Genomic DNA, 24,362 nt, shown 5'->3' on the forward strand with positions numbered 1-24,362 from the left:
CCGTGCGGAATTTGGGCGTCTGGCGCTCGCCGCCCCGCCGGCGGGCCGCGCGGCCGCCCGGCTCGTCCTCGTAGGTGTCGTCGTCCTCGTCGTCGCGGCCGTCGTCGCCGGTGAAGAAGGGGTGGGTCTCCTCCGGCTCGGCCTCCGGGCCCGACGGTCCCGGCGGCTCCGGCTGCGCCTGCCAGTCGTCGACCGGCTGCGGCGGCACCTGGCGCCGGCCGGGGGGCTGGGGCGGGGGGTAGGCCTCGGGGGTGCCGTAGAGGTCGGGCTGCTGGCCGCCGTAGGGGTCGGCAGGCGGGGCGTTGTACGGCATGGCGGCCTGGCCGGTCTCCCAGTTGCCGCCGTCGTACTGCTGTGCGGGATACCCGGGCGTGTCGTACCCGCCCGGGTTCCCGTGTCCGTACTGCTGCTCTCCGTACTGCTGTCCGTCGTACTGCTGTCCGTCGTACTGCTGTGCGCCGTAGCCCTGCGCCTGCTGCTGGTACATGCCGTCGGCATGAGGGTGCTGGGGCTGCTGGGGCTGCTGCTGCCCGTAGGGGTCCTGGTGGGCGTACGGGTCCTGCTGGCCGTACTGCGCCTGTTGCGGGTACTGCTGCTGCTGGCCTTCCCACCCCTGGTCCCCGTACAAGGGGTCCGTGGGGTGCCACGGTTCGGAGCCGGGGCTCCGGCCATACTCAGTCATCGATCCCCAAACAGCCGCGAGGCTTCCGGACGTTCCGCCTCTACGTAGTGCGGCAGCTGTTCGAACACCGCCGCATCGCGCGGAACGTTACCGTATCGCGATCAGATGACCACTTCGACGCCCTCACCGGGCGGATTACCTGATACCCGTTCGGACTCAAGAGCGTTCTGAAGGATGATCACAGCGGCGGCCTGGTCGATGACGGACCGCCCCTTCTTCGACTTCACTCCCGAGGCCCGCAGCCCCTGGGTCGCCGTCACCGTGGTCATCCGTTCGTCCACCAGCCGGACCGGGACCGGGGCGATGCCCTTGGCCATCTCGCGGGCGAAGGCGCGGACCTTCGTCGCGGCCGGGCCCTCCCGCCCGCTCAGCGAGCGGGGCAGGCCCACGACGACCTCGATCGGCTCGTACTCCTCGACGATCTGGCGGAGCCGCCGGTGGGCGGCCGGGACGTCACGCCCCGGCACGGTCTCCACCGGCGTGGCGAGCACCCCGTCGGGGTCGCACGAGGCGACCCCGATCCGGGCGTCACCGACGTCGACCGCGATACGGCGGCCTCGACGCATCGTCACGCGATCTCCAGCACCTGACGCTCGACGGCCTCGATGGCGGCGCCGACGGCCTCCGGGTTCTGGCCGCCGCCCTGGGCGACGTCCGGCTTGCCGCCACCGCCGCCGCCGAGGGTCTTGGCGGCCGTGCGGACCAGCTCGCCGGCCTTGAAGCCGCGCTCGCGGGCGGCCTCGTTGGTGGCGATGACCGTCAGCGGCTTGCCGTTGGCCGTGGTGAACAGGGCCACGACGGCCGGGCGGTCCGAGGGGATCCGGCCGCGGACGTCGAGGACCAGCTTGCGCAGGTCGTCGGCGCCGGTGCCGTCCGGCACCTGACCGGTGACGAGGGCGACGCCGCGGACGTCCCGGGCGGAGTCGACCAGACCGGCGGCGGCCTGCAGGACCTTCTCCGCGCGGAACTTCTCGATCTCCTTCTCGGCGTCCTTCAGCTTGCCGAGCATGGCGGAGATCTTCTCCGGCAGCTCCTCCGAGCGGCCCTTGACCAGCTCCTGCAGCTGGGCGACGACCGTGTGCTCACGGGCGAGGAAGTTGTACGCGTCGACGCCGACCAGGGCCTCGATGCGGCGCACGCCCGAGCCGATCGACGACTCGCCGAGCAGCTTCACCAGACCCAGCTGGGCGGTGTTGTGGACGTGCGTACCGCCGCACAGCTCCTTGGAGAAGTCGCCGATGGTGACGACGCGGACCTGCTCGCCGTACTTCTCGCCGAACTCGGCGATGGCGCCCTGGCGCTTGGCCTCGTCGATCGGCATGACCTCGGCGTGCACGTCGAGCTCGCGCGACAGCACCTCGTTGATCTTCTGCTCGACGTCCGTGAGGACGGTGCCGGGGACGGCGTTCGGCGAGCCGAAGTCGAAGCGGAAGCGGCCCGGGGAGTTCTCCGAACCGGCCTGGGCGGCGGTCGGGCCGAGGGCGTCGCGCAGCGCCTGGTGGGTCAGGTGGGTGGCACTGTGGGCGCGGGCGATGGCCCGGCGGCGGCGCACGTCGATGGCGGCGTAGGCGGTGGCGCCCACGGTGACCTCGCCGACCTGCACCGAACCCTTGTGCACGGAGACGCCGGGGACCGGCTGCTGCACGTCGTGGATCTGGATGACGGCGCCGGAGTGCAGCTTGATCCGGCCGTGGTCGGCGAGCTGGCCGCCGCCCTCGGCGTAGAACGGGGTGCGGTCGAGGACGACCTCGACGTCGTCGCCCTCCGAGGCGGCCGGCGACGGGACACCGTTGACCAGCAGGCCGACGACGGTGGTCTCGCCCTCGGTGTTGGTGTAGCCGGTGAACTGGGTGGCGCCGGCGGTGTCGGCGATCTCGCGGTACGAGGTGACGTCGGCGTGGCCGGTCTTCTTGGCCTGGGCGTCGGCCTTGGCGCGCTCCCGCTGCTCCTTCATCAGGCGGCGGAAGCCGTCCTCGTCCACGGAGAGGCCCTGCTCGGCGGCCATCTCCAGGGTGAGGTCGATCGGGAAGCCCCAGGTGTCGTGGAGCAGGAACGCCTTGTCGCCGGAGAGGACCGTGCCGCCGGCGGCCTTGGTCTCGGTGACGGCGGTGTCGAGGATGTTGGTGCCGCCCTTGAGGGCCTTCAGGAACGCGGCCTCCTCGGCGAGGGCGACCGTCTCGATGCGCTTGCGGTCGGTCTCCAGCTCCGGGTACTGCTCGCCCATCGTCCTGATGACGGTGTCGACGAGCTCGCCGACGACCGGGCCGGTGGCGCCGAGCATGCGCATGTTGCGGACGGCGCGGCGCATGATGCGGCGCAGCACGTAGCCGCGGCCCTCGTTGCCCGGGGTGACGCCGTCGCCGATGAGCATGACGGAGGTGCGCATGTGGTCGGCGACCACGCGCAGCGAGACGTCCGAGTCGTGGGCCTTGCCGTAGGCGACGCCGGTGAGCTCGGTGGCCTTGTCGATGACGACCTTGAGGGTGTCCGTCTCGTACATGTTCTGCACGCCCTGGAGGATCATCGCCAGGCGCTCGAGACCGAGGCCGGTGTCGATGTTCTTGGACGGCAGGTCGCCGAGGATCTCGAAGTCCTCCTTGCCGATGCCCTTGCCCCGCTCGTACTGCATGAAGACGAGGTTCCAGATCTCGACGTACCGCTCGTCGTTGACGGCCGGGCCGCCCTCGACGCCGAACTCGGGGCCGCGGTCGTAGTTGATCTCGGAGCAGGGGCCGCAGGGGCCGGGGACGCCCATGGACCAGAAGTTGTCCTTCTTGCCGAGGCGCTGGATGCGCTCGGCGGGGACGCCCACGACGTCGCGCCAGATGGCCTCGGCCTCGTCGTCGTCCTGGTAGACGGTGATCCAGAGCTTCTCCGGCTCGAGCCCGTAGCCGCCGTGCTCCACCGGGGTGGTCAGCAGCTCCCAGGCGAGCTTGATGGCGCCTTCCTTGAAGTAGTCGCCGAAGGAGAAGTTGCCGCACATCTGGAAGAACGTGCCGTGGCGGGTGGTCTTGCCGACCTCTTCGATGTCGGGCGTGCGCACGCACTTCTGCACGCTGGAGGCGCGCGTGTAGGGCGGCTTGACCTCACCCAGGAAGTAGGGCTTGAAGGGCACCATGCCGGCGGGGACGAGCAGCAGAGTCGGGTCGTCCGCGATGAGCGACGCCGAAGGGACGACGGTGTGCCCGCGCTCCTCGAAGAAGCTCAGCCAGCGGCGGCGGATTTCAGCCGACTCCATCAGTGGTCCTCATTCCGGTTGTACGAGAGCGTGTGAACGCCGGTCGTGTCTGTCGGTTCTGTCGTGCTTTGGGTGGTCCGTGCGCCGAGCGCGGCCCGGCGGCGCGGGGCCGGCAGTGCCCGGCCGGGTTCCGGCTCCACGGGCGCGTCCAGGCCGAGCGCCTCGCCGAGCTCGGCCTCGCGCTGCGCCATGTTCGCCCGCACGTCGAGGGCGAAGTCCACGGCGCGGTCCTTGAGCCGGTGGCCGGCCTCGACGGCCTTGTCGGCCGCCTTGAGCGCCAGGTTCTCCGGGGTGAGCTGCTTGAGCTTCCGGTTGACCTTGGTGGTGGCCCACACGCCGGCTGCGGCGCCCGCGGTGAACCAGAACGTACGGCGGAACATCGTGCTCAGCCCTTCTGCTTCCGGCGCCTCGCGGACGGCACGGCGCGGCCGACGATCACCGTACGCCGCTCGCGCGCGGCCGGTGCGTCCTGCCGGTCGCGGCCCAGCGCGCGGCGCACGCCGTAACCGAAGGCGGCGACCTTGACGAGCGGGCCGCCGAAGGTGGAGGCGACGGTGGTGGACAGCGCGGAGGCGTTGGCGGTGACCTCCTGGACGTCCGAGGCGATGGCGTCGACCCGGTCGAGCTGGGTCTGCGCCGCGCGCACGGCCGTGGAGGCGTCGGCGAGCAGCGGAACGGCCTGGTCGGTCACGTCCGCGACGAGCCTGGTGGTCGCCTTGAGCGTCTGCGCCAGCCTCACCAGCACCACGGCGAGGAAGGAGACGAGGATCGCCCAGAACACGGCCACCAGGATCCCGGCAACCTCACCACCGGTCACTGCGCACCGCTCTCTGCTGTCGTCGGGCCCCCGACGGTCGTCGGAACCCTGTTGATAAACGTCCTCCGACCCTATCGCGCCGGAGGTCTCCCGCCGTACCGCATTAGCGGTCGTGGGACGGGAGTTGCGCGGAACCGATTGTACGGAGCGCGCGCGGATGAGTACGCTCCGTGTCCCATGCGACGGAGCAATCTCCCGGCGGAGCTGAACCGGTTCGTGGGACGGGCCGCCGAACAGGACGAACTGGCCCTGCTCCTCGGCGAGTTCCGCCTCGTCACGGTCGTCGGGGTGGGCGGGGTCGGCAAGACCAGGCTGGTGCTGCACTCCGCCGCGGCGCTGCAGAAACGCTTTGCCGACGGGGTCCGGCTCGCCGAGCTGGCCTCCCTGCGCGACCCGGACCTGGTGGCGCACGCCCTGGTCGAGGCGCTCGGTCTGACCGACCACACGGTGCGCGGGCCGCGCGAGGTGCTCGTGGAGCACCTCGCCGAGCGGCGGCTGCTGCTCGTGGTGGACGGCTTCGAGCACCTGGTGGAGGAGTGCGCCGGGCTGCTGCGGGAGCTGCTGCGCGGCTGCCCGGGGCTCACCGTCCTGGCGGCGGGTCGCCGGCCGCTGCGCCTGGACGGGGAGGCGGTGCTCACGCTGGCGCCGATGGCGGACGCGGACGCGATGGAGCTGCTCGCGGGCCGCGCGGCGGAGGCCGGGGCCGGGCGGATGGCCGGTCCGGGGATCCTGCGGGAGCTGTGCCGGCGGCTCGACGGGATTCCGCTCGCGCTCGAACTGGCGGCGGCGCGGCTGCCGCTGCTCACCGCGGAGCAGCTGCTCCGCCGGCTCGACGACCGCTTCCGGCTCCTCGACGGCGGGCGGCGGGGCGCGCTCGCCCGGCACCAGACGCTGCGCACGGCCATCGGCTGGAGCCACGAGCTGTGCACACCGGAGGAGCGGCTGCTGTGGGCGCGGCTGTCGGTGTTCGCGGGGCCGTTCGACCTGGAGGCGGTGGAGTACGTGTGCGGGGGCGCCGAGCTGCCCGCGGACCGGGTCCTCGACGTGCTGGGCGAACTGCTCGCGCAGTCCCTCGTGGCCCGGGAGGACACCGCGGCGGGCCCGCGCTACCGGATGCTCGACACGGTCGCCGCGTACGGGGCGGAGTGGCTGGCGGCGCTCGGCGACACGGAGCGGATGCGGCGCCGGCACCGGGACTGGTACATGGGGCTCGCGACCTGGTGCGAGCTGGAGTGGTTCAGCCCCCGGCAGGCCGAGGTGGCGGCGGCGACGGACGTCGCGCTGCCGAATCTGCGCGCGGCCCTCGAACTGTGCCTGGAGGTGCCGGAGGACGCCTCGCTCGCCCAGCACCTGGCGGGGACGCTGTGGTTCTACTGGGCGGGGTGCGGGCGCCTCTCGGAGGGCCGGCACTGGCTGGACCGCTCGCTCGGCGTGGCCGCGGAGCACGAGGACGCCCGGCTCAAGGCCCTGTGGGTGCTCGGCTACGTGGCGATCCTGCAGGGCGACGACACGGCGGCGGTGGCGGCGCTGCACGAGTGCGCGGAGCGGGCGCGGGACTCGGGCAACGCGATGGCGGAGGCGTACGCGACGCACCGGATGGGCTGTCTGGCGCTGCTCTCGGACGACCTGCCGCGCGCCGAGGAGCTGATCGGCCGGGCCCTGGAGGCGTATCGGGAGCTGGGCGAGCTCAACAGCAACGTGCTGATGGGCCAGGTCGAGCTGGCTCTCGCGCGGGCCTTCCAGGGTGATCCGGAGGCGGCGGTCGCGCTGTGCGCCGACGTCCGGGAGATCTGCGAGGAGCGCGGCGAGCGCTGGACCCGGGCGTACGCGCTCTACGTGCTGGCGTACGCGGCGCTGACCGGGGGAGACCACGCGGCGGCGCGCGAGCTGCTCACCGAGTGCGTCACGATCAACCACCTCTTCCACGACCTGGTGGGTCTGGTGCTCGCGCTCGAACTGCTCGCCCTGGTGACGCTGGCGGAGGGCGATCCGGCGGAGGCGGCGGTGCTGCAGGGCGCGGCGATGCCGGTGTGGGACGCGGTGGGTCTGCCGCTGTTCGGCTCGGCGAACTTCAACGGGCCGCGGCTGCAGTGCGAGCGGCAGGCGAGCGAGGCGCTCGGCGCCGAGGGGTACGCGGCCTGGTACGGCGAGGGGCAGGCGCTGTCGCTGGACGCGGCGGTGGACCGGGCGCTGGCCGAGCGCCGGGATCCGGCCGGACCGGGGGGTGCGGGCGCCGGGGCGCAGCCGCGCCCGTTCCGTACCGGCCGGGCACCGGTCCCGGACACGCGGAAGCCCGCCGGCTCCCCCACCACGAGGGGCGGGGAAGCGGCGGGCTGAACACCGCGGGGGTGGTACTACGGTCTGCTGAAGATCAGCGGGCGTAGTACTCGACGACCAGCTGCTCGTCGCAGATGACCGGGATTTCCTTGCGGTTCGGGTCGCGGTCGAGGCGGAAGGCCAGGGCCTTCAGGTTGACCTGCAGGTAGCGCGGGGTCTCGCCCTCGGCGGCGAAGCCACCCTCGCGAGCGACCTGGAAGAGGGTCTTGTTGCGCGACTTCTCGCGGACCATCACGACGTCGTCGGGACGGACGCGGAAGGACGGCTTGTCGACCTTGCCACCGTTGACCTGGATGTGGCCGTGGACGACCATCTGGCGGGCCTGGTAGATGGTGCGGGCGATGCCCGAACGCAGGACCAGGGCGTCGAGGCGCAGCTCGAGCTCGACGACCAGCGCCTCGCCCGTCTTGCCCTCGGCCTTCTTGGCGCGGTCGTAGGCGCGCGCCATCTGGCGCTCGCTGATGTCGTACTGGGCGCGCAGACGCTGCTTCTCGAGCAGACGGACCTTGTAGTCCGAGTTCTGCTTGCGGCCACGGCCGTGCTCGCCCGGCGGGTAGGGGCGGGCCTCGAAGTACTTGACGGCCTTCGGGGTCAGCGCGATGCCGAGGGCACGCGACTTCTTGACCTTGGGACGGGACTGGTTCGCCATGAACCAACCTCTCTCACTGTTTCGAATACGGCTTCACCAGGGTTAGGGAGGTCGCAATCCGCAGCCGGGAAACCCGTCGGGTCCGCGAGGGACCTGCCGGGCAGCCGCTCCCTGGTCTGGGCACATACGTGCAGCACGCGAACGACCCACCGCCCGCTCCGGGAGATCCCGGTGGTGGTGGGTTGCCCGCGACACCTTCGAAGGTGCGCGACGCTCCTGGAGACCCCGCCCGAAGGCCGGGACTCCGGCTGCCTGTCCCGTTCTGGTGATGCCGGCCGAAGCCGGACACGGGACGCAGCACTTCAGACGAGTGTACCGGGTCCGCCGGACGCCCCGTACCCGGCCCGGTTCAGCCTTCGCCCTTGAGGCGCTCGCGGACCTTCTCCACCACGTCCGCGTACCGCGCCTCCGCGCCGTAGCGGGTCGGCTCGTAGTAGCGCCGGCCGTGGATCGCGTCCGGGGCGTACTGCTGCGGCGCGATGGCACCGGGGACGTCGTGCGGGTACACGTATCCCTGGGCGTGGCCGAGCTTGGCCGCGCCCTTGTAGTGGCCGTCGCGCAGATGCGGCGGGACCGGTCCGGCGAGGCCCGCCTGGACGTCGGCCCGGGCGGCGAAGATCGCGTTCGTCGCCGCGTTGGACTTCGGGGCCAGGGCCAGGGCGATGGTGGCGTGGCTCAGGGGCAGCGCCGCCTCGGGGAAGCCGATCATGGCGACGGCCTGGGCGGCGGCCACGGCGATCGGCAGCGCGTTCGGATCGGCGAGGCCGATGTCCTCGCTCGCGGAGATCATCAGGCGCCGGGCGATGAACCGGGGGTCCTCCCCCGCCTCGATCATCCGGGCCAGGTAGTGCAGCGCCGCGTCCACGTCCGAGCCGCGGATCGACTTGATGAGGGCGCTCGCCACGTCGTAGTGCTGGTCGCCGTCCCGGTCGTACTTCACCGCGGCCCGGTCGACGGTCTCCTCGACCGTCTCCAGGCTGATCGCCGGCTCCCCCTTGGCGATCGCCGCGCCCGCCGCCGCCTCCAGGGCCGTCAGGGCGCGCCGGGCGTCGCCGCCGGCGATCCGCAGCAGATGCGACTCGGCGTCCTCGTCGAGGGTGACCGCCCCGCCGAGTCCGCGCTCCTCCGTCAGGGCCCGGCGGAGCAGTCCGCGCAGGTCGTCGTCGGTGAGCGGCTCCAGGGTGAGCAGCAGTGAGCGGGACAGCAGCGGGGAGATCACCGAGAAGTACGGGTTCTCCGTCGTCGCGGCGATGAGCGTCACCCAGCGGTTCTCCACGGCCGGGAGCAGTGAGTCCTGCTGGGCCTTGGAGAAGCGGTGGATCTCGTCGAGGAAGAGGACGGTCTCCCTGCCGAAGCCGCCCACGGCCCGCCGGGCCCCGTCGATGACGGCGCGGACCTCCTTGACGCCGGCGGTGATCGCGGAGAGCTCCACGAAGCGCTTGTTGGTGGCCTTGGAGACCACGTACGCGAGGGTGGTCTTCCCGGTGCCGGGCGGCCCCCACAGGATCACCGAGGAGGCGCCGGCCGGGCCGCCGGTGCCGTCACCGACGAGGCGGCGCAGCGGTGAGCCCGGCTTGAGCAGATGGCTCTGGCCCACGACCTCGTCGAGGGTGCGCGGGCGCATCCGCACGGCCAGCGGGCTGCTGGCCGGGTCCTTCTCCTGGCGTTCTTCCGCGGCGGCGGTGAAAAGGTCGGGCTCCACGTTGATGAAGCCTAAGCGAGACCACTGACAGGCCGGCGGGGCTCCGTGGACTCCGTGGAGCTCAGCTGGTCCAGAAGTCCCACCAGCGGGTCAGGATCAGCATGCCGATGATGCCGATGTGCAGCACCGGCAGGACCCAGGTGAACTCGTCGAAGAAGGTGCGCAGGCCCTGCGGGGCACGGATCACGCCCCGGCGGACGTTGTGCGAGGTCGTGTACCAGAACATGACGATGGTGGCGACCCAGGCGAGGACGCACCACAGGCACAGGGCGTTGATCACGTACAGCGACTGGGTCATCAGCCAGGTGCAGAAGCCGACGCCGAAGAGCATGCCGGCGTTGAGGCCGAGCCAGTACCAGCGGCGGTAGCGGGCGCCGGCGAGCAGGCCGGCGCCGATGGTGATCACCACGGCGTACGTGACGAGGCCGAGCATCGGGTTCGGGAAGCCGAACACCGACGCCTGCCAGCTCTTCATCACGCTGCCGCAGGAGACGATCGGGTTCAGGCTGCACCCGGGGACGAAGTTCGGGTTCTCCAGGAGCTTGAACTTGTCGAGCGTGATCACCCAGGACGCCAGCAGCCCGGCGGCGCCGGTGATCACCAGGAGCCAGGCGAAGCCACGGCCGGCGCCGATGGTGCGGGAGTCCTCCCGCCCGGCGGTCTCGTTCGCGGCCGCTGCTTTCGTCATGTCGGTCTACTCGCTCTTCTCGCTGTGGGCACAGGCACGGCCATTCTGCCGCACACGCTCGCGAGGGTGGCGGGCGCCGCCTGCCCGCCGGTGTCGCCGCTCGCGCGCGGCTTCGGCGGCTGAGCGGCCGGCCCCGTACGTACGCGGAGGGCCCGGGCCGCGTTGTGCACGCGGGCCAGGCCCTCACTCACGTACCGCTCCGGCTCAGGCGAGCTTCGCCTTCACCGTGTCGACCAGCTCGGCCAGGGCCACCGGCTCCTGCTCGCCGGACTCCATGTCCTTGAGCTGGACCACGCCCTCGGCGAGGTCGCGCTCACCGGCGACGACGGCGAAGCGGGCACCGGAGCGGTTGGCGTTCTTCATGTGGGCCTTGAGGCCCTTCGCCCCGAAGCTGAAGTCCGTCGCCACGCCTTCCTTGCGCAGCTCGGTGACGAGGCCGAACAGCACCTTGCGCGCCTCGTCGCCCAGCGGCACCGCGAACACGCTGGTGGCGGCCGGGATGTCGAGCTCGATGCCCTCGGCCTCCAGGGCCAGGACCGTGCGGTCCACGCCGAGCGCCCAGCCGACGGACGGCAGCGCGGGGCCGCCGATCATCTCGGACAGGCCGTCGTAACGGCCGCCGCCGCCGACGGCGGACTGCGAGCCGAGACCGTCGTGGACGAACTCGAAGGTGGTGCGCGTGTAGTAGTCCAGGCCGCGGACCAGCTTGGCGTCGTCCTCGAAGGCCACGCCCGCCGCGGTGAGCAGCTCACGCACCTCGGAGTGGTACGCCTTGCACTCCTCGCACAGGTAGTCCTTCAGGAGCGGAGCGTCGACCAGCTGCTTCTGGACGTCGGCCCGCTTGTCGTCGAGGACCCGCAGCGGGTTGATCTCGGCGCGGCGCAGGGTCTCCTCGTCCAGGTCGAGACCGCGCAGGAAGTTCTGCAGGGCCTCGCGGTAGACGGGACGGCACTGCTTGTCGCCGAGCGAGTTGAGCAGGATGCGGAACTCGCGCAGGCCGAGCGAGCGGTACGCCTGGTCGGCCAGGATGATCAGCTCGGCGTCGAGCGCCGGGTCCTCGGCGCCGATCGCCTCGGCGCCGACCTGCGAGAAGTGCCTGTAGCGGCCCTTCTGCGGGCGCTCGTAGCGGTAGTAGGAGCCCGAGTACCACAGCTTCACCGGCAGGCCGCCGGCCTTGTGCATGTTGGCTTCCAGAGCCGCACGCAGCACGGAGGCCGTCCCCTCGGGGCGCAGCGCGAGGTTCGAGCCGCCCTTCGTGGTGAGGGTGTACATCTCCTTGGTCACGATGTCGGTGGACTCACCGACACCGCGGGCGAACAGGTTGACGTCCTCGAAGCCGGGCGTCTCGACGTACCCGTAGCCGGACTTCCGCAGCGGGGCGGAGATGGCGTCACGGACGGCGAGGTAGGTCGCCGAGAACGGCGGGATGAGGTCGAAGGTGCCCTTGGGGGCCTTGAAGGTGCTCACGGAAGTCTCTCGTCACATTCCTCGTCGGGGAGCCTGGAAGTCGCTCCCGAGGCCGGCCGCCACCTGCCGCAGATAGGGGTTGGTGGCGCGCTCCTGGCCGATGGTCGTCTGGGGACCGTGCCCCGACAGGACCACGGTCGAGTTGTCGAGCGGCAGGCACACACGGGCCAGCGACGCGAGCATCTCGTCCATGTCACCGCCGGGCAGGTCGGTGCGTCCGATGGAGCCGGCGAAGAGCAGGTCGCCGGAGAAGAACACGGAGGGGATCTCCGTGGTCTCCGGGGTCCTGAAGGTCACCGACCCCTTGGTATGACCAGGGGCGTGCGCGACGGTGAGTTCGAGGCCCGCGAGCTTCAGCCCGGCGCCGTCGGTGAGCTCGCGCACGTCGTCCGGCTCGCCCACGGTCAGCTCGCCCATGAGGGGCATCCCGATGGAGCGGCCGAGGGCCTTCTCCGGGTCGCTCATCATGTACCGGTCGGCGGGGTGGATCCACGCGGGTACGTCATGGGCGCCGCAGACCGGGACGACGGAGGCGACGTGGTCGATGTGGCCATGGGTGAGGACCACCGCGACGGGCTTGAGCCGATGCTTCTTCAGCGTCTCCTCGACGCCCTGGGCGGCCTGGTGGCCCGGGTCGATGATGACGCACTCCTCGCCTGCGGCGGGGGCGACCACGTAGCAGTTGGTGCCCCAGGCCCCGGCGGGGAACCCGGCAATCAGCACGATCGTCCTTCTGTGTCGTCCGGCAGATGGCTGCGGCGGTGCGGAAAGCAACGGAATGCAGCAGATCAGAGCCTACCGGCGGTGTCTGTTCCACAGCCAACCCGTATACGGTACGGGCACATCCGGCCAGGACTGAACAGACGATCGACATCGACAAGGAGCGGACCCGGTGGTCAGCAGCGATCAGCGGCGGCGGCAGCTCGCCAGGGAGAAGTACGTGCGGCAGCAGCAGCGCCGTGAGGAGGCGCGGCGCAAGGCGCGGCGGAACACCGTCATCGCCTCCTCGCTCGCGGTGGTGCTCGCGGCGGGCGGCGCCGTGTGGGCATCGGTGGCACTGTCCGGCGACGACTCCAACGGCGCGGACAACGTGGCCTCGGAGGCGTCGAAGACGCCCGGCGCGGAGCCGTCCACGCCCCCGCAGCCCGAGCCCGCGATGGCCATCGACAAGAAGGCCGCGTACACGATGGCCCTCAAGACCAACGTCGGCGACATCACGGTCACGATGGACGCGGCGAAGGCCCCGCACACCGTGAACTCCTTCAAGCACCTCGCCGACAAGAAGTTCTTCGACGGCACCAAGTGCCACCGCCTCACCACCTCGGGCATCTACGTGCTCCAGTGCGGCGACCCGAAGGGCGACGGCACCGGCGGCCCGGGCTACTCCATCCCGGACGAGAACCTGAACGGCCTCGGCAAGGCCGGCACGGACGGCACGGTCACCTTCCCGAAGGGCACCGTGGCGATGGCGAACGCCGGGCCGGGCACCGGCGGCAGCCAGTTCTTCCTCGTCTACAAGGACACCAAGCTGCCCCCGAACTACACCCCGTTCGGCACCTTCGACGCGGCGGGCGTCAAGGTCGTCGAGGACGTGGCCAAGGCCGGCGTCCAGGGCGGCTCGGGCGACGGCGCGCCGCAGAAGGCCGTCACGATCGAGAAGGCCACCGTCGCCAAGAAGTGAGCCGGTGGGCGAGGCGGAGGCGGCCCGGCGGACGCACCCGGGCGTGACCGTTGAATTTCGGTCGCGCTGAGTGCGGACAGCCGGGCCGCCGTTCGCCTAGATTGGCGTTGTGCAGCGCAGGCCGCCGGCCGCGCTGTGGAGGGCGGGCGAGGCCCGCCGGGAAACCGTGGACGATGCCAGGGGCGGGAACCCCGCGTCGGCATCATGTTGAGGAGGCGCTGTGAGCAGCGACCCGTGGGGCCGCGTCGACGAGACGGGCACCGTGTACGTGCGTACGGCCGAGGGCGAGCAGGTCGTCGGATCGTGGCAGGCCGGCAGCCCCGAGGAGGCGCTGGCCTACTTCGAGCGCAAGTACGAGGGCCTGGTGGTCGAGATCGGCCTCCTCGAGAAGCGGGTGAGGACCACCGACCTCTCGGCGAAGGACGCGACGGCGGCCATCGAGCACATCCGCCACCAGGTGGACGAGCACCACGTCGTCGGCGACCTGGCCGCCCTCTCGACCCGGCTCGACAAGCTGGCCGAGACGGTGGAGTCGCGCCGTGAGGAGCGCAAGGTCCAGAAGGCGAAGCAGGCCGACGAGGCCCGCTCCGCCAAGGAGGCCCTGGTCACCGAGGCCGAGGAACTGGCGCAGAGCGAGCAGTGGCGCGCCGCCGGCGAGCGGCTGCGGGCGCTCGTGGACACCTGGAAGGGCCTGCCCCGGCTCGACCGCAAGTCCGACGACGAGCTGTGGCACCGCTTCTCGCACGCCCGCTCGGCCTTCTCCAAGCGTCGCAAGGCCCACTTCGCCGCGCTGGACGCGCAGCGCGAGGACGCCCGCAGGACGAAGGAGCGTCTGGTCGCCGAGGCCGAGGCCCTGCAGAACTCGAACGACTGGGGCGCGACGGCCGCCCGCTACCGCGAGCTGATGGCGGAGTGGAAGGCGGCGGGCCGGGCCCAGCGCGAGCACGAGGACGACCTGTGGAACCGCTTCCGCGGCGCCCAGGACGTGTTCTTCGCGGCCCGCGGCGAGGTGTTCGCGGAGCGCGACGCCGAGCAGACCGAGAACCTCAAGCTGAAGGAGGAGCTCGCGGCCGAGGCGGAGAAGCTGGTGCCGGTGACGGACCTGAAGGCGGCCCGCGCCGCGTTCCGTGCCGTCAACGAGCGCTGGGAGGCCATCGGTCACGTCCCGCGCGACGCCCGCCCCCGCGTCGAGGGCCGGATGCACGCCGTGGAGCGCGCGATCCAGGAGGCCGAGGAGGCCGAGTGGCGCCGCACCAACCCGGAGGCGCGGGCCCGCGCCGCGGGTCTGACGGGCCAGCTCCAGGACGCGGTCGACAAGCTGCGCAAGCAGATCGACGCGGCCCGCGCGGCGGGCAACGACGCCAAGGCCGACAAGCTCGCGAAGGAGCTCGAAGGCCGCCAGGCGCTGCTCGACCAGGCCCTGAAGGGGCTGCAGGAGTTCGGCGGCTGATGCCGTAGTCGTACGGCCGCACGACGGTACGAGGAAGGGCCCCCGGCGCAGCTTGCCGGGGGCCCTTCCTCGTGTCTCGTCTCGTACCGCCCTACGCCGCCGTCACGGCCTGCGGGCGCTGGTCACGCGGTACACGTCGTAGACGCCCTCCACGCTCCGCACGGCCTTCAGGACGTGGCCCAGGTGCTTGGGGTCGCCCATCTCGAAGGTGAAGCGCGAGGTGGCCACCCGGTCGCGGGAGGTCTGCACGGCCGCGGACAGGATGTTGACGTGCTGGTCCGACAGGACCCGGGTGACGTCCGACAGGAGCCGGGACCGGTCCAGGGCCTCGACCTGGATGGCGACGAGGAAGACCGAGGACTGCGTGGGCGCCCACTCGACGTCCAGGATCCGCTCCGGCTCCCGGGACAGCGACTCCACGTTGACGCAGTCGCTGCGGTGGACGGAGACGCCGCTGCCGCGGGTGACGAAGCCGATGATCGGGTCGCCGGGCACCGGGGTGCAGCAGCGGGCCAGCTTCACCCACACGTCGTCGACGCCCTTGACCACCACGCCCGGATCAGAACCGGCACGCCGCTTGGAGCGGCCGCGGACCGGCGGGTGGGTCTCGGCGATGTCCTCGGTCGCGGCCTCCTCGCCGCCGAGCGCCTGGACCAGCTTCTGCACGATGGACTGGGCCGTGACATGGCCCTCGCCGATCGCCGCGTACAGCGAGGAGATGTCGCTGTAGCGCATCTCGTGGGCGAGGGTGACCAGCGAGTCGCCGGTGAGGATGCGCTGGATCGGCAGGCCCTGCTTGCGCATGGCCCGCGCGATGGCGTCCTTGCCCTGCTCGATGGCCTCGTCGCGGCGCTCCTTGGAGAACCAGGCGCGGATCTTGTTGCGGGCGCGCGGCGACTTGACGAAGCCCAGCCAGTCGCGGGAGGGTCCGGCGCCGGCCGCCTTGGAGGTGAAGACCTCGACCAGGTCGCCGTTGTCGAGGGTCGACTCCAGCGGCACCAGCCGGCCGTTGACCCGGGCCCCTATGGTGCGGTGGCCGACCTCGGTGTGGACCGCGTACGAGAAGTCGACGGGGGTCGCGCCGGCGGGCAGCGCGATGACGTCGCCCTTGGGCGTGAAGACGAAGACCTCGTTGCGGGAGAGGTCGAAGCGCAACGACTCCAGGAACTCCGAGGGGTCCTCGGTCTCCTTCTGCCAGTCGAGCAGCTGGCGCAGCCACGCCATGTCGTTGAGGTGGTCGTCCTTGCCGGCCTTCTTCGGCGCGTCGGCGCGCACCTTGGAGGCGCCGGCGACGGCCTCCTGCTTGTACTTCCAGTGCGCGGCGATGCCGTACTCGGCGCGGCGGTGCATGTCGAAGGTGCGGATCTGCAGCTCGACCGGCTTGCCGTTGGGTCCGATGACCGTCGTGTGCAGCGACTGGTACATGTTGAACTTCGGCATCGCGATGTAGTCCTTGAACCGGCCGGGGACCGGGTTCCATCGCGCGTGGACGGTGCCGAGGGCCGCGTAGCAGTCGCGGACGGTGTCCACGAGCACGCGGATGCCGACCAGGTCGTAGATCTCCGCGAAGTCACGGCCGCGGACGATCATCTTCTGGTAGACGCTGTAGTAGTGCTTCGGCCGGCCGGTGACGGTGGCCTTGATGCGGGCGGCCCGGAGGTCGGCCTGGACCTCGTCGGTCACTATGGCCAGGTACTCGTCGCGCTTGGGGGCGCGCTCGGCGACGAGCCGGACGATCTCGTCGTACATCTTGGGGTAGAGGATCGCGAAGGCGAGGTCCTCCAGCTCCCACTTGATGGTGTTCATGCCCAGCCGGTGCGCCAGCGGGGCGTAGATCTCCAGGGTCTCGCGGGCCTTCTTCTCCTGCTTCTCCCGCTTGAGGTAGCGCATGGTGCGCATGTTGTGCAGGCGGTCGGCGAGCTTGATGACGAGGACCCTGGGGTCCTTGGCCATGGCGACGACCATCTTGCGGACGGTCTCGGCCTGGGCGGCCTCGCCGAACTTGACCTTGTCGAGCTTGGTGACGCCGTCGACGAGCAGCGCGACCTGGTCGCCGAAGTCGCGGCGCAGGGTGTCGAGGCCGTACTCGGTGTCCTCGACGGTGTCGTGGAGCAGCCCGGCCATCAGCGTGGCCGGGTCCATGCCGAGCTCGGCGAGGATGGTGGTGACGGCGAGCGGGTGCGTGATGTACGGGTCGCCGCTCTTGCGCTTCTGGCCGCGGTGCCAGCGCTCGGCGACCTGGTAGGCGCGCTCGATCTGGCGCAGGGTCGCCGTCTCGATCTTCGGGTCGTTGGAGCGGACGATCCGCAGCAGCGGTTCGAGGACCGGGTTGTACGGGGAGGAGCGCTGGACGCCCAGCCGGGCGAGGCGCGCGCGGACGCGGCTGGACGAGCCGCCCGAGCGGGCCGGCGGCGTCGGCGTGGGCCGGGCGGCCGGAGCCGGTGCGGGCGCCGAGGGCCGGGGCCTGGTCTCCGCGGGCGGGTTCTGGGGCGCGGCAGCTCCCGGCGCGGCCTGGCCGGCCTGCTTGTCGGGCTGCGCGGCGGAGAGTGGCTGGGCCTCGTCTGGCAAGAGCGCTCCTCTGGGGTCCCCCCGGACACGGTCTGGGGGAGGTTTCCGGGTCCCCCGGTCAGGCCCGGAAAGGCCATCGTATCGACCTGACGGTGCCGGTGCTCACGCGGCTGACTGCTGAGACGACCGCCGTCAAGACCATGGTGCTCCGCCCGGGACCCGTTGCGGGGCTTGTCCGGAAAACGACGGGGGCGGTCGGGAGAATTCCCGGGCCGCCCCGACGCGGATACGGGGCGCGCCGCCGACAACGCGCGCCGCTCGCCGCGCGGCGGTCCGCCGGGCCACGGGCGCGGACCGCCGGGCCGGGCCACCGGACCGTCGGGCGGGCCGGGCACCGGGCCACGCAGGCCGGGCCACCCGACCGGCATACGAAACCGCCCCGGTCCGAGGCGGTGGGCCTCGGACCGGGGCGGTCTGCGTACCGGTCTGCGGTCAGACGGTGATCAGCGCCGTGAGCGGAGCGCCGGACAGTGCCGGCTCCAGGCGGGCGCGGCCCGGCAGGAAGCCGAGCTCCATGAGGACCGCGACGCCCGCGACCTCGGCGCCGGCGCGGCGGATGAGCTCGATGGAGGCCTCGGCGGTGCCGCCGGTGGCGAGGACGTCGTCGATGACCATGACGCGGTCGCCCGCGGCCAGGTCCTCGGCGTGCACCTCGATCTCGGCGGTGCCGTACTCCAGCTCGTACGCCTGCCGCAGGGTGGCCCCGGGCAGCTTCCCGGCCTTGCGGACCGGGATGAAGCCGAGTCCGGCGCGGACGGCGACCGGCGCGGCCAGGATGAAGCCGCGGGCCTCCAGGCCGACGATCTTCGTGGCGCCGGCGTCCTTGCAGAGCCCGGCGAGCGCGTCGGTGAGCGCCGTGAAGGCCTCCGGGTCCGCGAGCAGCGGGGTGATGTCCTTGAACAGCACCCCCGGCTTCGGGTAGTCGGGGACGTCCCGGATGCGGCTCAGCAGCAGTTCGACGCTCATCCGCGGCGCTCCGAGGAGCGGCCGCGGCGCGAGCGCTGGCCGACGACGGCGGGCTCGGGGTCGCCGTACCCGTCGTCTTCGACGCCCTCGCCCTTGGCGGCAGCGGCGGCCCGCTTGGCCAGGACGCGCTTCTTCAGCGCCTGCATGGCCGGCTCGCGCTCCTTGAGGTCGGCGACCAGCGGCGTGGCGATGAAGATCGAGGAGTACGCACCGGCGGCGAGACCCACGAACAGCGACAGCGAGATGTCGTTCAGCATGCCGGCGCCGAGCACGCCGCCGCCGATGAAGAGCAGACCGGCGACCGGCAGCAGGGCCACGACCGTGGTGTTGATGGAGCGGACCAGCGTGCCGTTGATCGAGCGGTTGGCGACGTCGCTGTACGTCCAGCGGGTCTGCTTGGTGATGCCCTTCGTCTGCTCCTTGAGGGAGTCGAAGACGACGACCGTGTCGTAGAGCGAGTAACCGAGGATCGTCAGCAGACCGATGACCGTACCGACGGTGACCTCGAAGCCGACCAGCGAGTAGATGCCGACGGTGATGGTGAGGTCGTGGATGAGCGCGACGAGCGCCGCGACGGCCATCCGCCACTCGAAGGCGATGGCGAGGTAGAGCACCACGAGGATCATGAAGACCCCGAGGCCCGTCCACGCCTTGGTGGCGATCTGGTCACCCCAGCTGGGGCCGACGATCTCGGCCGCGATCTTCTCCTGGGGGACGTTCAGGTCCTTGGCGAGTTCGGCACGGACCTGGTCGGACTTGTCCGTGTCGAGGCCGCCGACCTGGATGCGCAGCGAACCGTTGCCGAGCTTCTGGACGAGGGCCTCGTGGCCGGAGGCGTCCTTGGCGTAGTCGGTGGCCTGCGAGACCGAGACGTCCGTCTTCGGGGTGGTGAAGACGGCACCGCCCTGGAACTCGATGCCCATGTTCAGGCCGCGCACCGCGAGGGCGACGATGGCCGTGATGGTGATCAGGATCGAGATGCCGTACCAGATCCTGCGGTTGCCGATGAAGTCGTAGCCGACCTCGCCTCGGTGGAGCCGGGCGCCGAGATCTCCGAGCTTCGACATCTCACGCCTCCTTCGTGTCGACAGCGCCAGCGGCGGAAGCGGACGTACGGCGGGAGCGGCGCAGCGGCGGCTTGGCGCCGAGACGCCTCGGGTCCAGACCGGACCAGGGGTGGCCGTTGCCGAAGAACTTGGTGCGGGCCAGGAGCGTCATCACCGGCTTGGTGAAGAGGAACACCACGACGATGTCGAGGAGCGTGGTCAGGCCGAGCGTGAACGCGAAGCCCTTGACCTTGCCGACGGTGACGATGAAGAGCACCGCGGCGGCGAGGAACGACACGAAGTCGGAGACCAGGATGGTGCGGCGGGCCCGCGGCCAGGCGCGCTCGACGGCCGGACGCAGGGTGCGGCCCTCGCGCAGCTCGTCACGGATGCGTTCGAAGTACACGATGAACGAGTCCGCGGTGATACCGATGGCCACGATGGCGCCACAGACGGCCGGCAGGTTCAGCGCGAAGCCGATGGCCGGGCCGAGCAGGGCCATGATCACGTAGGTGAGCAGGGCCGAGACGGCGAGGCTGAGGATGGCGATCAGCGACAGGCCGCGGTAGTAGACCACCAGGTAGATGATGACCAGGGCGAGGCCGATGGCACCGGCGATCAGACCCGCCTGGAGCTGGTCGCTGCCGAGGGCGGCGGTGACGGTGTCGACGCTCTGGGTCTGGAAGGACAGCGGCAGGGCACCGTACGACAGGATGTTGCCGAGGTCCTGGGCCGACTGCTGGTTGAAGCTGCCGGAGATCTCGGCGCTGGCGGAGAGCGTCTGGCGCACGGACGGGGCCGAGACGACCTCGCCGTCGAGGACGATCGCGAACTGGTTCTGCGGCTCGGTCTGCGTCGACAGCTTGCTGGTGATCGTCTGGAACTTCTTCGAACCGGCGTCCGTGAAGTCCATGGTCACGATCCACATGCCACGGCGCTGGTCGAAGACGCCCTTGGCGTCGTCGACGTCCTTGCCCTCGACCTCGGCCGGGCCGAGCAGGTACTTCTCCCAGACGTCCTTGCCGTTCGCGTCCTTGCCGGCCTTGCCGCAGGCGACGGCCGGGTCGGTCGGCTTGACGCCCTGACCGGCGGCGGAGCGCTGCTTGGGGTCGAGGCAGTTCAGCGTGGCGAACTTCTGCTGCAGGGCGGCGGTGGCGGCGTCAGCGGTCGGCTTCGGCTTCGGCGTGCCGGTCGCCTTCGGCGACGGGGACGAGGACGAGCTCGCGGTGGCCGTCGGGCTCGGGGCCTTCAGGGCCTCGGTGACGGCGCGGCCCTGGGTGGAAGCGGTGGCCGTCGGGGTGGCGGACTTCCCGCCCTTGTCGTCCTTGCCCTTGTCCGCGGTGGGCGCGGAGGCGGTGGGCTTGGGCGAGCCGGACTTGGTGCCGCTCGGGGTGGCGCTCGGCTTCGGCTGCGGCTGCTCGGCCGCGGCGACGGCGAGGACCGGCCGGAAGTACAGCTGGGCGGTGGTGCCGACCTGGTCGCGGGCCTGCTGCTCGTTCGTCCCCTTGGGGATGTTGACGATGATGTTCTCGCGGCCCTGCGTCTGGACCTCGGCCTCCGAGACACCCAGACCGTTGACACGGCGCTCGATGATGCCGACCGCCGTGTTCATGTTGGTCTCGTTGACGGCGGACTCCTGTCCGGGCTCCGCCTTCGCCTTGAGCGTGATCGACGTGCCGCCGGCGAGGTCGATGCCCAGGCGCGGGGTGGTGTGCCCCGACCAGAACATGCCGCCGGTGAGCGCGACCATGGCGATCAGAATGAGTGCCAGGGCGCGGCCCGGCCGGCTCTGGCCCCCCGCCGGCCTTCGGCCCTTCTTCGGTGCTGCCACCTTGTCGTTTCTCCCTGTCCAAACCGCCCCCACCGGTTGGGCGGGAGACGGCCACGAAGTGTGTGTGGGGACCTGCCCCCGGGGACCTGCCCCCGCAGACGTGAGACCGTCGCGGGAGCCGCGCGTGCCGGGTGGGCTACGCGCGGCTCCCGCGTGCGACTACTTGGCCTCGGTCTCGCCGTCCGCCTTGCCGTCCTTGTCGCCCTCGCCGGCGTCGGCCTTCTTGGTGAGGTCCGTCTTGACCTCGGCAGAGGTCTCCTCGGCGGCCGCGTCGACGGTTTCGGTCAGCGACGAGGCGTCGTCCGGGACGACGGTCTCCGGGTCGTCGCCGTGGACGATCCGGTTGTACTCGGAGTCCTCCAGGACGGCGCCGATGGCGTTCTTCGCGTAGACCGCGTGGACGCCGGGCGCGACCTCGAGGAGGACCGTCTCGTCGCCGATCTCCTTGACGGTGGCGTACATCCCCCCGATCGTGCGTACGCCGGTTCCGGGCTGCATCTGGTTGCGCATCTCCGCCGCCTGCGACTGCTTCTTCTTGGCAGAGCGGGTCATGAGGAACATGGCCCCGATGAGCACGATGAACGGGAGGAGCATGCCGATGTTATTCACGGGACGGAATTTCCTTCGCAAGGCCGGGGAAGACTCCGCGGCCTGATTCGGGGGTGGATGCGCCGACCATAAGGGCGGCATCGGCGGAGTCTAGGCGAGTCCGCATCGATGGAACAACGCCCAGCATCGCACCCTGGTTCCCTAATGGGCGAGTCTCCGCGCCGTCACGCCCCGAAGAGACCCTGTTGTCCCGTTCCCGACCCGCCTCCCGCCGCCCCCGGGCCCGCTGCCTGCGGCGGAACCATTCCGAGGTGGGTCCAGGCCGCCGGAGTGGCGACCCGGCCACGGGGCGTACGGGCCAGTAGCCCCTCCCGTACGAGGAAGGGTTCGGCGACCTCCTCGACGGTCTCGCGCTCCTCCCCCACGGCGACCGCGAGGGTGGACAGACCGACCGGTCCGCCGCCGAAGAGCTTGAGGAGCGCCTGCAGGACCGCGCGGTCGAGGCGGTCGAGGCCGCGGCTGTCGACCTCGTACACCCCGAGGGCCGCCGCGGCGATCTCGCGGGTGATCACGCCGTCGGCCCTGACCTGGGCGTAGTCGCGGACACGGCGGAGGAGCCGGTTGGCGATGCGGGGGGTGCCGCGGGAGCGGCCGGCGATCTCGGCGGCGCCGGCGGTGTCGATCTCGACGTCGAGGAGCCCGGCGGAGCGGCGCACCACGCGCTCCAGCTCGTGCGGCTCGTAGAACTCCATGTGCGCGGTGAAGCCGAAGCGGTCGCGCAGCGGCGGCGGCAGCAGGCCGGCCCGGGTGGTGGCGCCGACCAGGGTGAAGGGCGGCAGCTCCAGGGGGATGGCGGTGGCGCCGGGGCCCTTGCCGACGATGACGTCGACGCGGAAGTCCTCCATCGCCATGTAGAGCATCTCCTCGGCGGGCCGGGACATCCGGTGGATCTCGTCGAGGAAGAGGATCTCGCCCTCCTGGAGGGAGGAGAGGATCGCGGCGAGGTCGCCGGCGTGCTGGATGGCGGGGCCGCTGGTGATCCTGATCGGCGCGTTCATCTCGGCCGCGATGATCATCGACAGGGTGGTCTTGCCGAGGCCGGGGGCGCCGGACAGCAGCACGTGGTCGGCGGTGGCACCGCGCTGGCGGGCGGCCTTGAGGACCAGGTCGAGCTGCTGGCGGACCTTCTCCTGGCCGACGAACTCGCTGAGGTCCTTGGGGCGCAGCGCGGCCTCGACGGCCTGGTCGTCGCCTTCGGCGGAGGCGCCGACGAGGCGCTCCGCGGCGGTTTCCGTCTCGTCGTCCCAGTTCACGTGGTCTGCCTTCTCGGTGGTGGTGGAAAAATCGGCCTCGCCGGCGATTGAGGCGCGGGGGTCCGGGGGCGGAGCCCCCGGGTGGCGTCAGCGGGCGCGGTTCAGCGTCTGCAGCGCCGCCCGCAGCAACTGCGGCACCGGGGCGGAGCCGCCCGCGGCGATCGCCTCCTCGGCCTGCGGCGTCACCGCCGCCACCGCCTCCTCGGCCTCCCGGCTCGCGTAGCCGAGGCCGATGAGGGCGGCGGAGAGCTGCTCGGTCCAGGGGGCGGGGCCGGTGGCGGCCGCGCGCTGGGCGCCGACGAGGCCGCTGCTGCCGAGCGGGGAGCCGAGCTTGTCCTTGAGTTCGAGGAGGAGCTTCTGGGCGCCCTTCTTGCCGATGCCGGGGACCGCGGTCAGCGCCTTCTCGTCGCCGGTGGAGACGGCGAGACGCAGCGCGTCGGGGCTGTGCACGCCGAGCATGGCCTGGGCGAGCCGGGGGCCGACGCCGCTGGCGGTCTGGAGCAGCTCGAAGACCTGGCGCTCGTCGTCGTCCGCGAAGCCGTACAGGGTGAGCGAGTCCTCCCGTACGACCAGGGAGGTGGCCAGGCGGGCGTGCTCCCCGACCCGGAGGCCCGCGATGGTGTTCGGGGTGCACTGGACGGCCATGCCGACGCCGCCGACCTCGACGACAGCGGTCGTGGGGGCGAGCGCGGCGACCGGGCCGCTGACGAAGGCGATCATGACGTGCGGCCTTTCGAGGCGTGCAGGGCGACGGCCTGCTGGAGGCGGTTCTGGGCGGGGGCGCGCCAGATGTGACAGATGGCGAGGGCGAGGGCGTCGGCGGCGTCGGCCGGCTTGGGCGGCGCGGAGAGCCGGAGCAGCCGGGTGACCATGGCGCCGACCTGTGCCTTGTCCGCGCGTCCACTGCCGGTGACGGCGGCCTTGACCTCGCTGGGGGTGTGCAGGGCGACGGGCAGTCCGCGGCGGCTGGCGCACAGCATGGCGACGGCGCTGGCCTGGGCGGTGCCCATCACCGTACTCACGTTGTGCTGGCTGAACACCCGCTCCACGGCGACGAGTTCGGGCTGGAAGCGGTCGAGCCACTCCTCTATGCCGCGCTCGATGCCGACGAGCCGCTGCCCGATGTCGGCGTCGGCGGGCGTGCGGACGACACCGACGCCGAGCATGGTCAGCGGGCGACCCGCGACGCCCTCGACCACGCCCACACCGCACCGGGTGAGTCCGGGATCCACCCCGAGTACGCGCACGCCGCCCCTCCCTGATCGCACCGCTCGCATGGTTCGCAAGTCTGTTTGTGCAGGCTATCCGCTGCCACTGACAACACAGCGGCCGCAGGTCCTTGACGTTGTCGGGCAGCGCGCCGCCCCAGAAGCCGGTG

20 protein-coding genes and 1 pseudogene are annotated in these 24,362 nt (G+C 71.6%); 3 read left to right on the forward strand and 18 right to left on the reverse strand.

The window, feature by feature from the left end:
* The 5 genes and pseudogenes from ACWEV0_RS25150 to ACWEV0_RS25170 all read right to left on the reverse strand — a co-directional run.
* Positions 1-682 (reverse strand): annotated as a pseudogene (locus ACWEV0_RS25150) (endolytic transglycosylase MltG); the annotation flags it as partial.
* 101 nt (positions 683-783) lie between these two features.
* The gene (gene ruvX / locus ACWEV0_RS25155; RefSeq protein WP_123954413.1) at positions 784-1,248 is read right to left on the reverse strand and encodes a Holliday junction resolvase RuvX; all 465 of its coding nucleotides are present in this window, start codon (positions 1,246-1,248) and stop codon (positions 784-786) included.
* Between the two features lie 2 nt (positions 1,249-1,250).
* The gene (gene alaS, locus ACWEV0_RS25160) at positions 1,251-3,920 is read right to left on the reverse strand and encodes an alanine--tRNA ligase (protein ID WP_453151717.1); all 2,670 of its coding nucleotides are present in this window, start codon (positions 3,918-3,920) and stop codon (positions 1,251-1,253) included.
* Positions 3,920-4,300 (reverse strand): hypothetical protein, encoded by a 381-nt coding sequence (locus ACWEV0_RS25165; protein ID WP_453151718.1) that lies wholly within the window; start codon positions 4,298-4,300, stop codon positions 3,920-3,922. The genes alaS and ACWEV0_RS25165 overlap by 1 nt, the downstream gene beginning before the upstream one ends.
* 5 nt (positions 4,301-4,305) lie before the next feature.
* On the reverse strand, positions 4,306-4,737 hold the full coding sequence (locus ACWEV0_RS25170) for a DUF948 domain-containing protein (protein WP_451610930.1): 432 nt from the start codon (positions 4,735-4,737) through the stop codon (positions 4,306-4,308).
* 177 nt (positions 4,738-4,914) lie between these two features.
* Between ACWEV0_RS25170 and ACWEV0_RS25175 the strand changes: the two genes are divergently transcribed.
* The gene (locus ACWEV0_RS25175) at positions 4,915-7,074 is read left to right on the forward strand and encodes an ATP-binding protein (protein WP_453151719.1); all 2,160 of its coding nucleotides are present in this window, start codon (positions 4,915-4,917) and stop codon (positions 7,072-7,074) included.
* Positions 7,075-7,108: 34 nt separating this feature from the next.
* Here the strand turns inward: ACWEV0_RS25175 and rpsD are convergent, their stop codons facing one another.
* The 5 genes from rpsD to ACWEV0_RS25200 form a co-directional block, all read right to left on the reverse strand.
* Positions 7,109-7,723, reverse strand: a complete 615-nt coding sequence (gene rpsD, locus ACWEV0_RS25180; protein WP_403796779.1) for a 30S ribosomal protein S4 — start codon at positions 7,721-7,723, stop codon at positions 7,109-7,111.
* 349 nt (positions 7,724-8,072) lie between these two features.
* Positions 8,073-9,425: a replication-associated recombination protein A gene (locus tag ACWEV0_RS25185; protein WP_453151720.1), complete on the reverse strand. Its 1,353-nt coding sequence runs from the start codon at positions 9,423-9,425 to the stop codon at positions 8,073-8,075.
* 61 nt (positions 9,426-9,486) lie between these two features.
* Complete coding sequence (locus tag ACWEV0_RS25190; protein WP_453151721.1) at positions 9,487-10,113, reverse strand: vitamin K epoxide reductase family protein; 627 nt, start codon at positions 10,111-10,113, stop codon at positions 9,487-9,489.
* A 204-nt stretch (positions 10,114-10,317) separates the two neighbouring features.
* A complete protein-coding gene (gene hisS / locus ACWEV0_RS25195; protein WP_453151722.1) occupies positions 10,318-11,580 on the reverse strand; it encodes a histidine--tRNA ligase in 1,263 nt (420 codons plus the stop codon).
* Between the two features lie 12 nt (positions 11,581-11,592).
* The gene (locus tag ACWEV0_RS25200; RefSeq protein ID WP_453151723.1) at positions 11,593-12,303 is read right to left on the reverse strand and encodes an MBL fold metallo-hydrolase; all 711 of its coding nucleotides are present in this window, start codon (positions 12,301-12,303) and stop codon (positions 11,593-11,595) included.
* Positions 12,304-12,472: 169 nt separating this feature from the next.
* Between ACWEV0_RS25200 and ACWEV0_RS25205 the strand changes: the two genes are divergently transcribed.
* The gene (locus ACWEV0_RS25205) at positions 12,473-13,261 is read left to right on the forward strand and encodes a peptidylprolyl isomerase (protein ID WP_453151724.1); all 789 of its coding nucleotides are present in this window, start codon (positions 12,473-12,475) and stop codon (positions 13,259-13,261) included.
* Positions 13,262-13,481: 220 nt separating this feature from the next.
* Positions 13,482-14,711, forward strand: a complete 1,230-nt coding sequence (locus tag ACWEV0_RS25210) for a DUF349 domain-containing protein (protein WP_453151725.1) — start codon at positions 13,482-13,484, stop codon at positions 14,709-14,711.
* 102 nt (positions 14,712-14,813) lie between these two features.
* Here the strand turns inward: ACWEV0_RS25210 and ACWEV0_RS25215 are convergent, their stop codons facing one another.
* From ACWEV0_RS25215 to ruvC, 8 genes are all read right to left on the reverse strand, one after another.
* On the reverse strand, positions 14,814-17,279 hold the full coding sequence (locus ACWEV0_RS25215) for a RelA/SpoT family protein (protein WP_453151726.1): 2,466 nt from the start codon (positions 17,277-17,279) through the stop codon (positions 14,814-14,816).
* Between the two features lie 432 nt (positions 17,280-17,711).
* A complete protein-coding gene (locus tag ACWEV0_RS25220) occupies positions 17,712-18,245 on the reverse strand; it encodes an adenine phosphoribosyltransferase (RefSeq protein ID WP_453151727.1) in 534 nt (177 codons plus the stop codon).
* Complete coding sequence (gene secF / locus ACWEV0_RS25225; protein WP_453151728.1) at positions 18,242-19,312, reverse strand: protein translocase subunit SecF; 1,071 nt, start codon at positions 19,310-19,312, stop codon at positions 18,242-18,244. The genes ACWEV0_RS25220 and secF overlap by 4 nt, the downstream gene beginning before the upstream one ends.
* A 1-nt stretch (position 19,313) precedes the next feature.
* A complete protein-coding gene (gene secD / locus ACWEV0_RS25230; protein WP_453151729.1) occupies positions 19,314-21,122 on the reverse strand; it encodes a protein translocase subunit SecD in 1,809 nt (602 codons plus the stop codon).
* 159 nt (positions 21,123-21,281) lie between these two features.
* Entirely contained in the window at positions 21,282-21,716 is a 435-nt protein-coding gene (gene yajC / locus ACWEV0_RS25235) for a preprotein translocase subunit YajC (protein ID WP_403797495.1), read from the reverse strand.
* Positions 21,717-21,895: 179 nt separating this feature from the next.
* Positions 21,896-22,984, reverse strand: a complete 1,089-nt coding sequence (ruvB, locus tag ACWEV0_RS25240; RefSeq protein WP_453151730.1) for a Holliday junction branch migration DNA helicase RuvB — start codon at positions 22,982-22,984, stop codon at positions 21,896-21,898.
* 87 nt (positions 22,985-23,071) lie between these two features.
* Positions 23,072-23,704: a Holliday junction branch migration protein RuvA gene (ruvA, locus tag ACWEV0_RS25245; RefSeq protein ID WP_453151731.1), complete on the reverse strand. Its 633-nt coding sequence runs from the start codon at positions 23,702-23,704 to the stop codon at positions 23,072-23,074.
* Complete coding sequence (gene ruvC, locus ACWEV0_RS25250; protein ID WP_453151732.1) at positions 23,701-24,231, reverse strand: crossover junction endodeoxyribonuclease RuvC; 531 nt, start codon at positions 24,229-24,231, stop codon at positions 23,701-23,703. Before ruvC ends, ruvA begins: the two co-directional genes overlap by 4 nt.
* Positions 24,232-24,362 lie beyond the last annotated feature (131 nt).

The sequence above is a fragment of the Streptomyces sp. NPDC003943 genome, assembly GCF_053605265.1.

Bases quoted from the DNA above. Each gene is read 5' to 3' on its own strand.
- ruvX (WP_123954413.1), bottom strand. From the start codon at position 1,248: ATGCGTCGAGGCCGCCGTATCGCGGTCGACGTCGGTGACGCCCGGATC.
- alaS (WP_453151717.1), bottom strand. From the start codon at position 3,920: ATGGAGTCGGCTGAAATCCGCCGCCGCTGGCTGAGCTTCTTCGAGGAG.
- ACWEV0_RS25165 (WP_453151718.1), bottom strand. From the start codon at position 4,300: ATGTTCCGCCGTACGTTCTGGTTCACCGCGGGCGCCGCAGCCGGCGTG.
- ACWEV0_RS25175 (WP_453151719.1), top strand. From the start codon at position 4,915: ATGCGACGGAGCAATCTCCCGGCGGAGCTGAACCGGTTCGTGGGACGG.
- rpsD (WP_403796779.1), bottom strand. From the start codon at position 7,723: ATGGCGAACCAGTCCCGTCCCAAGGTCAAGAAGTCGCGTGCCCTCGGC.
- ACWEV0_RS25190 (WP_453151721.1), bottom strand. From the start codon at position 10,113: ATGACGAAAGCAGCGGCCGCGAACGAGACCGCCGGGCGGGAGGACTCC.
- ACWEV0_RS25220 (WP_453151727.1), bottom strand. From the start codon at position 18,245: ATGAGCGTCGAACTGCTGCTGAGCCGCATCCGGGACGTCCCCGACTAC.
- secF (WP_453151728.1), bottom strand. From the start codon at position 19,312: ATGTCGAAGCTCGGAGATCTCGGCGCCCGGCTCCACCGAGGCGAGGTC.
- yajC (WP_403797495.1), bottom strand. From the start codon at position 21,716: ATGCTCCTCCCGTTCATCGTGCTCATCGGGGCCATGTTCCTCATGACC.
- ruvA (WP_453151731.1), bottom strand. From the start codon at position 23,704: ATGATCGCCTTCGTCAGCGGCCCGGTCGCCGCGCTCGCCCCCACGACC.